The organism is Acidaminobacter sp. QWL-03 (assembly GCF_058683855.1).
Map to the genome: position 1 here is coordinate 644,900 of NZ_CM178752.1, position 13,209 is coordinate 658,108.

At 47.5% G+C, this 13,209-nt stretch carries 10 protein-coding genes and 1 other RNA gene; 9 read left to right on the plus strand and 2 right to left on the minus strand.

From position 1 onward, the window contains the following. The first annotated feature begins 216 nt into the window (after positions 1-216). The 9 genes from ccpN (at position 217) to rnpB (ending at position 11,156) form a co-directional block, all read left to right on the plus strand. Positions 217-876 (plus strand): transcriptional regulator CcpN, encoded by a 660-nt coding sequence (gene ccpN, locus AC4PHM_RS02845; RefSeq protein ID WP_492019384.1) that lies wholly within the window; start codon positions 217-219, stop codon positions 874-876. Beyond that, the gene (locus AC4PHM_RS02850; protein ID WP_492019385.1) at positions 873-1,688 is read left to right on the plus strand and encodes a pyruvate, water dikinase regulatory protein; all 816 of its coding nucleotides are present in this window, start codon (positions 873-875) and stop codon (positions 1,686-1,688) included. Before ccpN ends, AC4PHM_RS02850 begins: the two co-directional genes overlap by 4 nt. A 10-nt stretch (positions 1,689-1,698) precedes the next feature. After that, positions 1,699-4,350 (plus strand): pyruvate, phosphate dikinase, encoded by a 2,652-nt coding sequence (gene ppdK, locus AC4PHM_RS02855; protein WP_492019386.1) that lies wholly within the window; start codon positions 1,699-1,701, stop codon positions 4,348-4,350. Between the two features lie 216 nt (positions 4,351-4,566). Then, positions 4,567-5,574, plus strand: a complete 1,008-nt coding sequence (locus AC4PHM_RS02860; protein WP_492019387.1) for a deoxyguanosinetriphosphate triphosphohydrolase — start codon at positions 4,567-4,569, stop codon at positions 5,572-5,574. A 277-nt stretch (positions 5,575-5,851) separates the two neighbouring features. Beyond that, complete coding sequence (dnaG, locus tag AC4PHM_RS02865; RefSeq protein ID WP_492019388.1) at positions 5,852-7,696, plus strand: DNA primase; 1,845 nt, start codon at positions 5,852-5,854, stop codon at positions 7,694-7,696. After that, a complete protein-coding gene (gene rpoD / locus AC4PHM_RS02870; RefSeq protein WP_492019389.1) occupies positions 7,689-8,795 on the plus strand; it encodes an RNA polymerase sigma factor RpoD in 1,107 nt (368 codons plus the stop codon). The genes dnaG and rpoD overlap by 8 nt, the downstream gene beginning before the upstream one ends. A gap of 158 nt (positions 8,796-8,953) precedes the next feature. Continuing rightward, complete coding sequence (locus AC4PHM_RS02875) at positions 8,954-9,667, plus strand: tRNA (adenine(22)-N(1))-methyltransferase (protein WP_492019390.1); 714 nt, start codon at positions 8,954-8,956, stop codon at positions 9,665-9,667. After that, positions 9,643-10,776, plus strand: a complete 1,134-nt coding sequence (locus AC4PHM_RS02880; protein WP_492019391.1) for a Nif3-like dinuclear metal center hexameric protein — start codon at positions 9,643-9,645, stop codon at positions 10,774-10,776. The genes AC4PHM_RS02875 and AC4PHM_RS02880 overlap by 25 nt, the downstream gene beginning before the upstream one ends. Positions 10,777-10,801: 25 nt before the next feature. Then, positions 10,802-11,156: RNase P RNA component class A (rnpB, locus tag AC4PHM_RS02885), an RNA gene on the plus strand. Between the two features lie 124 nt (positions 11,157-11,280). Here rnpB and AC4PHM_RS02890 read toward each other — a convergent pair. Both AC4PHM_RS02890 and fdhD read right to left on the minus strand, forming a co-directional pair. After that, positions 11,281-11,709: a flavodoxin family protein gene (locus tag AC4PHM_RS02890; RefSeq protein ID WP_492019392.1), complete on the minus strand. Its 429-nt coding sequence runs from the start codon at positions 11,707-11,709 to the stop codon at positions 11,281-11,283. A gap of 105 nt (positions 11,710-11,814) precedes the next feature. Continuing rightward, positions 11,815-13,209 (minus strand): formate dehydrogenase accessory sulfurtransferase FdhD, encoded by a 1,395-nt coding sequence (gene fdhD / locus AC4PHM_RS02895; protein ID WP_492019393.1) that lies wholly within the window; start codon positions 13,207-13,209, stop codon positions 11,815-11,817.

Sequence of the window (13,209 nt, forward strand, 5' to 3'; positions counted from 1 at the left end):
ATATGATATAACCAAGAGAGGAAATCAGTGTAGGCACTAAGTCGGTTCGTGACTTAGCGCTGCACTAATTTCCTCTTTCTTTTTAAGGGCGTTCAATTATGTCAATGTATGGGAAAAAAAACAACAATATTATTAAAAATACGATGCAATCCCTTATAAAGTGTAGTAGAATAGTCTCAACGTGTTAAATAGTGCATCACATTAAGGTGAAAGCGGGTGATTAGTATAGAACTTAAAAATCGTCATTATGAAATACTCGAGATAGTTAAAATGCAAGGGCCTATTACCAGTGAAAACATTGCGAGTCTTCTAAATGTGACGCGCTCTGCGATTCGTGCGGATTTAAATCTGCTGACCATGTCAGGCATGCTCGAAGCCAAACCAAAGGTAGGGTATATGTACATAGGCAGTGTTGAACGTCAGAAAATTGCGGACTATCTAAACGCCGTCAGGGTAGGAGATTTGAAATCAAGACCGGTGGCAATCACGGATACCACGTCCGTGTATGATGCTGTGGTCACAATGTTCCTGGAAGATGTGGGCTCGATTTTTATCACCAATGAAGCCAAATATCTCTCGGGCGTCATTTCCAGGAAAGATTTACTTAAAGCCGCTATTGGTGGAAGTGATATTCATCAGATCCCTGTGGGTATCATCATGACGAGGATGCCTAATGTAGTGACGGTTGGGCCGACGGACCCCGTTGTCGAGGCGGCTAGAAAAATCATGGAGCATGAGATCGACGCGCTTCCTGTGGTTGAGGAAATATTTAAAGACGGTCAGATTTTTTACAGAATTGTCGGCAGGTTCTCGAAAACCAACATTACAAAGCTCTTCGTAGATATTGGCAATAAACTTGGGGGGGGATTGGATTGAGTAAAAAATATCACGTCTATGTCATCTCTGACTCACTCGGCGAAACTGGAGAAATGATGGCGCGCGCTGCGGCTGAGCAGTTTGGTGGAAATGAGTATGAAATCAAGCGCTATCCCTTTATTTCTAACGAAGAGCAAATTATGGAGATCGTGGAGGAAGCATCAGCTCACCGTTCTGTCATTTTGATTACGACTGTGCTCACACATCTGAGAGACAAGCTGGTCGAGGAATGCAAAAAACTTGACATTCCCACCGTGGATCTTCTGCTTCCTCTCGTTGATGTTTTTTCAAGATTTCTCGGAGTCGAACCGGCAGGCGAGCCTGGACTTGTTCACAGGCTGGATGAACGTTACTTCAAGAAAGTTGAAGCCGTCGAATTCGCGGTGAAATATGACGACGGGAAGGATCCAAGAGGCGTTAAGAAGGCAGATCTTGTCCTCATTGGGATCAGCAGAACATCGAAAACGCCTTTGAGCATGTACCTGGCACACAAAAACATCAAGGTCGCCAACATCCCTCTGGTGCCCGAGGTGCCTGTGCCAGACGAACTATATGAAGTACCCTCCAATAGAATAATTGGATTAACCACTAATCCGTATAAATTAAATGAAATCCGCCAAGAAAGGCTAAAAGCGTTAGGTCTTGACAGCCACGCCTCTTATGCGGACTTGGGACGAATTCTCGAGGAACTGGAGTATTCAGATAAACTGATGAAAAAGCTTGGATGTCCGGTCATTGACGTGTCAAGCAAAGCCGTTGAAGAAACAGCAAATATCATCGTTGAGATCATGAAAAAAAATATGCTGATATGAGGTGAGTCAATTGAAAAAATGGGTTTATTTTTTTGAGGAAGGCAACGCCGAAATGAAGTCACTCTTAGGTGGAAAAGGCGCAAATTTAGCGGAAATGAAGCGCATTGGACTCCCGGTGCCAAATGGTTTTACTATAACGACTGAGGCATGCAATGCCTATTATGAAACAGGAAAATCTCTGGGTGACGACGTTAAGGTTCAGATCTTTGACTATCTTAAGAAGCTTGAAACCATTACGGGGAAATCATTTGGAAACGTGGAAAACCCGCTTCTGGTGTCCGTTCGTTCGGGTTCGGTCTTCTCCATGCCGGGCATGATGGATACTATTCTGAACCTGGGTCTGAATGATGAGACCGTCGAGGGCTTGGCATCTTTGACAGAGAATCCTAGATTCGCTTATGACAGTTATCGCAGATTCATTCAAATGTTCAGCGATGTTGTATTGAAGGTCGCCAAGTACAATTTTGAGCATGCATTAGAAGCGGCCAAGCGCGACAAAGGACTTACTTATGACACTGAGTTGACGGTGGATGACCTGAAAGCCTTGGTCAAGACCTATAAGGACATTGTTCAAAAGGAGACCAGAAAGCCGTTTCCACAGGAACCGGAAGTTCAGCTAATCATGGCGGTCAATAGCGTCTTCGAATCCTGGGATAATCCTCGGGCACATATTTATAGGAATTTGAACGACATCCCGCATAATCTCGGAACCGCTGTCAATATTCAGGAGATGGTCTTTGGCAATATGGGTGAGACCTCAGGTACAGGTGTCGCCTTTACGCGCAATCCTTCTACCGGGGATTCCGCCTTCTTTGGTGAATTTTTGCTCAACGCTCAAGGCGAGGATGTTGTCGCAGGGATTCGAACACCTAAACCCATTTCTGAACTCAAGGACGTCATGCCTGAAGTGTATACGCAGTTCAGAGAAATTTCGACTAAACTCGAACAGCATTATAAAGACATGCAGGATATTGAGTTTACCATTGAACGCGGAACGCTTTTCATGCTGCAGACGAGAAACGGGAAGCGCACGGCACCTGCAGCGGTCAACATTGCCGTTGACTTCGTCGAAGAGGGACTTATTGACGAAGAGACTGCTATCATGCGGCTGCAGCCAGATCAAATCGATCAGCTGCTGCATCCGACATTTGATGATGTCGATCTCGCTAACGCCAGAGAAATTGCCAAAGGATTGCCGGCTTCTCCGGGCGCAGCTTGCGGCCAGGTGTTTTTTAACGCTGAAGACGTTGTTGCCGCTCAAGCCAAAGGTATTCCTGCCATGTTGGTGCGTCAGGAAACATCGCCGGAGGATATTGAAGGTATGGTCAGCAGTGTCGGAATTCTGACTTCTCGCGGCGGGATGACCTCTCATGCGGCTGTAGTTGCACGCGGCATGGGCAAATGCTGTGTTGCTGGCTGCGGTGAGATTAAAGTGGAGGAATACGCAAAACAGTTTCATGTGGACGGGTTGGTTGTCAAAGAAGGGGATTATATCTCGCTGGATGGCAATAACGGCCGCGTTTTCCTCGGAAAGATCAAGACAAAGGAAGTTGAATTGACCGGAAACTTTGGAAAGCTCATGGGTTGGGCAGACAAGCACAGGGTTCTGAAGGTAAGAACAAATGCGGATAATCCAAGAGACTCAAAAGTCGCGGTCAAATTTGGTGCTGAAGGGATTGGCCTTTGCAGAACGGAGCATATGTTCTTTGAAGAAGAGCGTATTCCGGTGGTCAGGCGCATGATCATATCCAAGACCTTTGAGGAACGAAAGGAAGCGCTTGAACATCTTCTGCCATTCCAGAAAGCTGACTTTATCGGTATCTTCGAGGCAATGGGCGAACGGCCGGTAACGATTCGCCTTCTGGATCCTCCGCTGCATGAATTCCTGCCTCACGAAGACAAGGACATAGAAGCGCTGGCAAAGGACATGAAGATATCAGCCTCTGAACTCAAATCCATTGTCAACGATTTAAAAGAGTTTAATCCAATGCTGGGACATCGTGGATGCCGTCTGGCGATCACTTATCCTGAAATCTATGAAATGCAAGTCAGGGCAATATTCGCAGCTGTGGCGGATGTCGTGAAGCGCCTGGGGTTGAAAGTCAAGCCAGAGGTTATGATTCCGCTTGTAGGTTTCGAAAAGGAGCTTGAGATACTTGACGCCCTTGTAAGAGCAACCGCTGACAAGGTTTTGGAGGAGCAAGGCATTCAGGTGGATTATAAGGTCGGCACTATGATTGAAGTCCCGCGGGCGGCACTGCTTGCAGATGACATTGCAAAACATGCGGAATTCTTTTCCTTTGGAACTAATGACTTGACGCAAATGACCCTTGGATTCTCCAGAGATGATGCCGGAAAATTCATGCCGGAGTATCGACATAAGGAAATCTTTGAAAAGGATCCGTTCCAAACCATTGATCAAAAAGGCGTCGGAAAGCTCATGAAGATGGCGATAGAGCTTGGCCGTCAGACTCGGCCGGAGATCAAGCTTGGCATTTGCGGTGAGCATGGCGGAGAACCGAAATCTGTTGAATTTTGCCACGAAATTGGCCTTGAGTATGTTTCCTGCTCGCCATATCGTGTTCCAATCGCCAAGCTGGCTGCTGCCCAGGCTGCCATTAAAGCTAAGAGCGGAGAAAGTAAAACAGGGATCAATCTTTAGAAAAGATTGGCTGGGTTTGGTGACCATCGGCTATAACTAAAAGAAAAGCGAGAGAGGGAGAAGGTGCCTTGGGAAGTCCGGTTTGACTTCATGGGTCCCATTCTGCCTCTCTTTTTTGACGATTAATTACAAATACTAAAAAAGTTTTTTGAAATAAAGGATTCTTGGGTTTCTTCAGCGAATAATAAGCGAGCGTCATAAATGGAGGTGAGGCTCATGTCCATTAGAGAACGGACAGAAGCGATTGAGCGGTTGGTGCTTTCTGAGCATGCCAAGCATGCTTCGGATTCCCTAGGGAGATTGGTTCCTGAAGAGCAGTGCGCTATAAGAACAGTTTATCAGCGTGACCGCGACAGGATCCTGCATTCTAAAGCGTTCAGACGCCTTAAACATAAGACACAAGTATTTCTGTCGCCCGAGGGGGATCATTATAGAACGCGTCTGACGCATACGCTGGATGTGTCACAGATCGCGCGCACCATAGCCAGGGCGCTTCGACTCAATGAAGACCTTACTGAAGCGATTGCCCTCGGCCACGATTTGGGACACACGCCCTTTGGTCACTGCGGTGAAATGGAACTGGACCAGATTCATCCTGGCGGTTTCGATCACAACGAGCAGAGTCTCAGGGTGGTGGATCTTTTGGAAATCAGGTCGGATGGAAGGCGGGGTCTGAATCTCACTCATGAAGTTCGAGATGGGATCCTCAGCCACAGCGGGGGGAAAAAACCACAGACACTTGAAGGGCACGCGGTATCGTTCAGCGACCGTATCGCCTACATCAATCACGATATTGACGACGCACTGCGGGCGGGGGTTCTGGAGCTCTCAGAACTGCCTGAGGTGTACCTGAAGACCCTGGGCAAGTCTCATAGTCAAAGGATCAATACGTTGATCGTAGATATCGTCAATCACAGCAGAGGTTCGGACCAGCTTTCGTTCAGTCCGGAAATTGCCGAGGCTTTTGTAGGGCTCAGGCAATTTATGTTTGATCATGTGTACCTCAATTTAGATGCCAAAAAAGAGGAAAAGAAAGCGCGCGTGGTGCTCAGAATGTTGTATGAGTATTATTGCGATCTGCCCTCAGAGATGCCTCGGGAATATTTCGAGCTTTATCAGGGGAAGGAAGGCATAGAAGCAGTGAAAGATTATGTTTCCGGCATGACGGATCGTTATGCGGTTCAACTGTATCAAAAACTTTTTGTTCCGGACTTTTGGACTTGACTCAATTTTGCAGGTCAAAATATAAAATTTATTATAAAATAAGATCTTATATGTCGGGATCTTTTCAGAAATGGAAAAACATTTTTTAAAACGAAAAAAAATTAAAGGAAATTGCCTTTAAACGTTGAATTCTTATTATCGTGAAAGGTAAGCGCATTATTATTTCAGGGCCTAAGGACTGTGTGTCCTGCAGCCGGATCAAGAATCATCCGGAACTTTATAAATATTGACAACAGGTCCTTACTCAGGATTTTTTCATTAGAAAAGTGGGTACAATATGTCTAAGTATACAAATGAAGTCGCTGAAGCACTTCTGGAACGCGTGGATATAGTCGATCTTGTGGGGCGCTATGTGCAGTTGAAACGGACCGGCAGAAACCATAAAGGGTTATGTCCGTTTCACAATGAGAAGACCCCAAGTTTTGTCGTCACTGAGGAAAAACATCGCTATCACTGTTTTGGCTGCGGTGCAGGCGGTGATGCAATTGCCTTCTACATGGCCATGGAAAACCTGGATTTTATTGATGCGGTTGAGGCTCTGGCCGAGCGCTATGGCTTGGATTTGGATCGATATAAAGTTCAGAATTCCGCTCAGGAGCAAGAAACGGCTACACTGAAAAAGGCCTTATATCAAGTTAACAGAGAAACTGCCATATTTTACTTGAGAAAGCTAAAGGAAGATCCTTCGGCACAGGCTTATTTGAAGAAGCGGGGTATTGAACCGCTGACCGCCAGACGGTTTGGGCTGGGTTTCGCACCAGATGCGTGGCAAGCCCTGACAGATTATATGGAGCCGCAGCAGCACCCCCTCTTATTGCAGGTCGGTTTGGTGGACCGGCGAAAAAACGGAAATGGCTATTATGACAAATTCCGGAATAGGCTGATTTTTCCTATCCAGGATCAGCGCCAAAATATCATTGGTTTTGGTGGTCGTGCTATTGGAGACGATATGCCAAAGTATCTCAATTCTCCAGAGTCGGTAATTTTCAGCAAAGGCACAGCATTTTACGGGATTCTTCAGGCAAAAGAAGCGCTTGGAAAACTGCGCAGTGTCATTGTGGTAGAGGGGTATATGGATGTCATAATGCTTCATCAAGCCGGGATCACCAATGCTGTCGCCACACTTGGCACGGCTTTGACAGAAGCACATGCCCGGGTCCTCGACCGCTACGTGGACGAAGTGACACTCTGTTTTGATGGGGATGAAGCCGGAAGAAAAGCCGCTCTCCGAGGCGTGGGCATTTTAAAGGATATGAAGGCGAAGTTAAGGGTACTGACGCTTCCGGTTGGCCAGGATCCAGATGATTTTGTCAGAAAAAACGGTGCCCAGGCTTTTCAAAAAATGGTTCAGGAAGCTGACCCTGCGACGACATTCTTAATTCAGGCAGCCAAGCACAGATATAACCTGAATGCACCTAATGAAAAACTGGAATATTTAAAAAATGTTGCAATGATCATAAGGGGACTCGACAGCGAGGTCGAAAAAAGTTATTATATAGATTACGTGGCAAAAGATCAGTCGTATGACTCAAATGCGATTTATAGGGAAGTTTACGGCTTTTCCAAAGCTCGACCTCAGTTTGAAGCCAAGAAACAGATTGAGAAAGTCGCTATTGATCCAACGCAATATAATGCAATTTTTGAACTGGAGAAAAAAATTCTTGAAATTGCTTTGAGAAATAAATCCGCATTTGACCTTATAGGTACAGATCTGGATTTGGATCAAATTGAGAATTCGGAAATAAAGGATCTAATCAAGCGCCTGGAGTTATATTACAGAGTCTATGACACTGTGGGACATGATGAGATCGTTGAGATGTTTGATCTGGAAACGGCCATACGACTGGACCAGGTGGCAAGAAACAGCATTGTGGGTGAAAATCTCACTCGCGAAGCCATGGTGACCAGGATCCATTATAAATTGGCGAAATTGGATGCTCAAATAGCAGAGCTCAGAGCTGAGAGAGAGAAACTTGAACAACCATCGGCTAACGCACTTAGCGAGTCGGAGGTCTCACATCTCAAACTCGTTTTGATCAGAAAGGAAATGGAATTGAAAAAGATGAAAACAGAAGCGGTCAAGGAAAGAGATTCCTTGAGAGGAGGGACGTCGATTGGCTAAGATAGATCCGCAGCATCTTGATACCGTCAAAGAGCTGGCGAATAAGGGGAAAGTGAAAGGCAATCTTACTTATTCAGAAATCGAAGACGGCTTATCGGAACTCGACATCGACAAGGATCAGATTGAAGATATTTATGACTCGTTGGCTTCCATGGGCATTGAGGTCATTGGCGAAAAGGATTTGCTGGATGATGAGCCGCTGATTGAAGAGGACGAGAACGCGGAAGAAGTTGAAGTTGATGTTGAGGATTTATCACTTCCTAAAGGCATCAGCATTGACGACCCGGTTCGAATGTATCTCAAGGAAATTGGAAAAGTGCCGCTTTTGTCTGGAGACGAAGAGATTGAACTGGCAAAGCGCATGGAGGAAGGCGACGAAGAGGCGAAGAAAAAGCTATGCGAAGCAAACCTCAGACTGGTTGTCAGCATTGCCAAGCGTTATGTTGGGCGGGGTATGTTGTTCCTCGATCTGATTCAGGAAGGCAATCTGGGACTGATCAAAGCAGTTGAGAAGTTTGACTGGAGAAAAGGTTATAAGTTCTCCACGTACGCCACATGGTGGATTCGTCAGGCAATTACCCGTGCCATTGCGGATCAGGCTAGAACCATCCGGATTCCGGTGCATATGGTGGAGACCATCAACAAACTCATCAGAGTGTCCAGGCAGCTTCTTCAGGATCTCGGACGGGATCCTAAGCCGGAGGAAATTGCAGCTGAAATGGACATGAGTGTTGAAAAGGTCAGAGAAATTTTGAAGATCGCACAAGAGCCAGTGTCGCTGGAGACGCCTATTGGTGAAGAGGAAGACAGCCATTTGGGAGATTTCATTCCTGACAATGATGCACCTGCGCCTGCTGATGCAGCGGCATTTTCTATGCTTAAAGAGCAGCTTATGGAGGTTCTTGAGACCTTGACACCAAGGGAACAAAAGGTGCTGAAACTCAGATTCGGGCTTGAGGACGGCCGCGCCCGAACTCTTGAAGAAGTGGGTAAACAGTTTGACGTCACCAGAGAACGAATTCGTCAGATTGAAGCTAAAGCTCTGAGAAAACTGAAGCACCCTAGCCGCAGCAAAAAACTCAAGGATTACTTGGAGTAAATCTGCAGCGGTTATCATTGGTTGGCTTTATAAAGTTGTCATGAATTTGAAAAACCGGGAGAGACCTGGTTCTGTGAAAGGAAATTGGTGCAGCATAAGCCTTATCCGGCTTACTTGTGACGCCAATTTCCTTTCGTCGATTAGAGGAGGCCAGAATTGTGAAACCAAGATTGACCCCAAGACTTCGGACAGTTGCCGCTATGGTCCCTCAAGAGTCTAGAGTGGCGGACATAGGCAGCGACCATGCCTATGTACCGGTAGAGCTTATTCGGTCAGGGCGTGCCGTCAAGGTCATAGCCAGTGATGTTCACGTGGGTCCGGTTGAGAATGCAAAAAGTGTTGTCGCAGCAGCGAACCTGGAAAATGTGATCGAGGTTCGACTGGGCTCCGGTTTTGACGTCTATGAGATGGGAGAGATCGATTCTGCGGTTTTGGCAGGTATGGGGGGATTCTTAATCCGCGACCTGATTATTGAGGCGCTGCCGCTGGTGCAGTCACTGAAATGTTTAGTGCTTCAGCCTATGGTCGCAATTCGGGAGCTGAGGGTGTGGCTGCTCCAAAATGGATTCGAAATCCTGGATGAGCAAGTTGCTCAGGAAGGTCAAAAATTTTACGAGATTTTTTCGGTCCAGTATACAGGACGATGCCTCGAAACCGTAGAATTTAAAACCGCAGAAATGGGACAGCGAATGATCAGGGCTGAAGATGAAATTTCCATGAACTATCTCGCCCATAGAATACAAAAGACGGAAAATATTATCCGTGCTCTGGCGCAGGCCAAAGATTCTGAGGCGACTGAGCGTCACGCCTTTGAAGCGCGTCTTAAGCTGTTGAAGGAGGCACAGACATGCTTGTCAACTCCAAGAAAATAGTCAAGCTTATTGAAGATCGTTATCCACCTTCGCTGGCAGCAGCCTGGGATAATGTTGGTTTCCAGGTGGGCAATCCAAACAGCGCCGTCAATAAAATATTGGTTGCGCTGGAGGTTACCCCTGCTGTGGTTCAAGAAGCCATAGATGTCAATGCAGATTTGATAGTATGCCACCATCCGCTTATTTTTGAACCGCTGAAGCGACTAACGGAGAGCAATCCCATTGAGGCCATGATCAGAAAACTGACCGCTGCCAGAATTGGCGTCTACGTCGCCCATACAAACGCAGATGCAGCGCCTGGCGGCTCTGTGGACGCGCTGCTTGAGTCCCTTGGGCTGGAACGCGTTGAAACCATGGGGGACGTCTTCAGCGAATCCTTGTTTAAACTGGCGGTATACGTACCTGTGACCCACGCTGAAATTGTGTCTAAGGCTATGTTTGAAAGCGGCGCAGGCCGTCTCGGTTCTTATTCGGAGTGCAGCTTCAGCACTCCAGGAACAGGGACTTTTTTGCCGATGGAAGGCGCTCAGCCCGCCATAGGCTCTGTAGGTCTTCGCGAACGCGTCGATGAAACCAAGATCGAAGTCCTGGTCCGTCAGGATCAAGTCAGAGAAACACTAAAAGTGTTGTTGGACGCACATCCTTATGAGGTGCCAGCTTATGATTTGTGGCCGTTGAAGGCGCCGGAAGAAATCTATGGTTTTGGTGCCGTAGCGGTGGCCTCATCTGATACCGGTCAGAATCTTAATTTGGCACAGTGGGCGTCTAAGGTCAAAGGCGCTTTGAACGCCCCGGGGACACGCATGGTTGGAGCGCCGGAAGCTCTGGTTCACCGCATCGCAGTGGTGCCTGGAGCGGGGGCGTCTTTTTACAGGGAAGCTGCAGCGGCAGGCTGTGATCTGCTTATTACGGGAGATGTGAAGTATCATGATGCACAAGGTGCCTTAGCGCTTGGCGTTCATCTGATCGACGCAGGGCATTGTGAGACTGAGCTGCCGTTTATCAGCCGCATGGCAGCCCGGTTAAAGGATGACATGGAGCAAAAGGGGTATGAAGCCAGGGTGGTAGTCTCTGAAACGCGTATTAATCCTTTTTCCATTGCTTTTTAGTTTAATACAGCCTATAATAGACAAGTGAGTAAACCAGACAATCGCGTGCGAAAGTACGAGGAAAGTCCGAGCTCCATAGAGCAGGGTGCTGGGTAATCCCCAGTGGAGGCGACTCCAAGGAAAGTGCAATAGAAAGATACCGCCTCAGCAGGCAGGCTTCGGCCGCTGCTGCGGTAAGGGTGGAATGGTGAGGTAAGAGCTCACCAGCGTTCAGGTGACTGGACGGCTCTGTAAACCCCGCCTGGAGCAAGACCAAGTACGGGATGAGAAGGGAGTTGCTCGCTCCCCCCGGTTGGTAGGTCGCTTGAGCCCTCCGGCAACGATGGGCCTAGATAGATGATTGTCAAATACAGAACTCGGCTTATAGGTTTACTCACACAACTTAATACAATAAAGCCCGTTACCAGAAATGGCAACGGGCTTTTTGACGTGTAACAGTAAATTCTGGCTAAATGCCGTGTCATTAAGATACAGGCAGCCTCATAGGCAGAAAATGAAAAGTAGTCACAATTTTCCTGCCATCCGCCCCACAGCAGTCTCGATCTGTCGATCCCGACCCGGCCTTGACCAGTCGATGATTTCCCCACTGATGACCCTTGCGCCTTGCTTTTCTACAAGGTTTTTGAATCCGCTCATAGCCTGATTGCCGCCCATGGCGTGAAGCGGGAAAGCGTGAGTAATCAGAAGTGCGACTTTTTTTTGACTTAGGGCCTTTGAGGGCAGTGCATTTAAATAGGCCGCCATATCTGCTGCCAGCGCAAAGCCCTCTGTGTGGGAGCCGAGCACGAGCGTCTCGAAACTGTCAAGGTCAGGATGATCCTCGATCCGAACCAACGCTGCGGGCCTTCCGGCCTTTGAAAGGCTGGCTTTGAGTTGTTCAGCCACTTGAAGCGTGTGACCGGTTTTGGAGTGAACAATGATGCCGATGGTCATAATTCTTACCCCCAGAAATTTAATTTCTACAGGATAAGCGTACGCTTTTTGAGGGCATGATGCAATGACAATTCTGCACCGAGCCGGCCATTTTTTCAGCGTTTATTAAGGCGCGTCTTTTGGAAGATCGGGGGCACTTTTTATTCGGTGCGCACCGTTATAGACATTAAATCGATTTCCTCTGGTAAAGCCCACAACTGTCATGCCGCGTTCCTTAGCAGCCTGAATAGCCCCATAGGTTGGAGCAGATCGAGAAATGACAGCAGAGATGCCAGCATTGGCACACTTTCCAATAATTTCAGAAGAAATTCTGCCGCTGAAGAAGATCAATTTATCTTTTAAGGAGACCCCTTCGAGCAGCGCTTTACCCACCACTTTGTCCAGCGCGTTGTGTCTGCCTATGTCATCAAAAAAAGACAATCGGACTGAAGCTGAGGCTAAACTGCAGGCGTGGACACCACCAGTGGACATAAAGACTTCGGAACTTGTAGTAAAAGCGCGCATAGTGCTTAAAATAAATTCCGGTTCAATCACCTCCGGACCAAGGGCGTCAGGATCTATCCTAGATACTGGCGGCTGTCCCTGAAAAAGTCTTGCGCCACTGGTGGCGATGGTGCGTGTGCCTTTGACAGAGTCGCGATCCGGAATGACGACAAAAGCCTCGGCATTTTCAGGATCCAGTATGAGTTCAGAAAGATCCTCAGGGCCATCGATCAGACGTTCGCTGTAAAGAAATCCGACTACCAACTCTTTCAGTGATGCGGGACTGCAGAGCAATTTAGCCCACGAAACCCCGTTAACATGTAAGTGAAGGGTGTATTCGCTGACCACTTCATCCTGGTAGGCCTCCCAGTGACCTTCCTCAAAGCGCAGCATAGGCGTCGTTTTTTTCAATTTTAACCGCTCCTTTGGAAAGTATTGTTCAGACAGCTTTTCAAGCTGTTCGGGCGTATTCAGGTTGTCGAAAAGACTCCAATCCGGCGTGTACTCTCGGGTTTTCGACTCTTCAATATAGCAGACTTCATAGTGCTCCAAAAACTTAAATATATTTCTTTGTCCTGAGGCGACAAAGGTTTCTATTCCTGAAAGTAAAGAGAGGTGATAGAAACCGTGAAAAGGTTCAATCCAGTCTCCAAATCGAGTGACACAGGCGCTTTCATCCTTGAGACAAGTCATCATATGACGCGCAAATGCCGGAGAAAAAGAGGGCATGTCACATGCTATAAGATAGATATAGTCACTCCTGGACGCCAGGAGACCGGCGTGAATACCCGCCAGGGGACCTACACCGGACAAAGTGTCCGATACAACGCGGACAGGGCGGCCTGCATAAAGCTCAGGCCGCCCTGTTACCACGACTATGTCGTCAAAGACTTCGGTCAGCTGCCTGAAAATCAGATCTGTCAGGCGAGTATCACCCACACAGAGCGTCTGTTTGTCAAATCCCATGCGGGAGCTTTGTCCACCCGCAAGTAAGACAGCCGTTCCGAAACGTTTCAA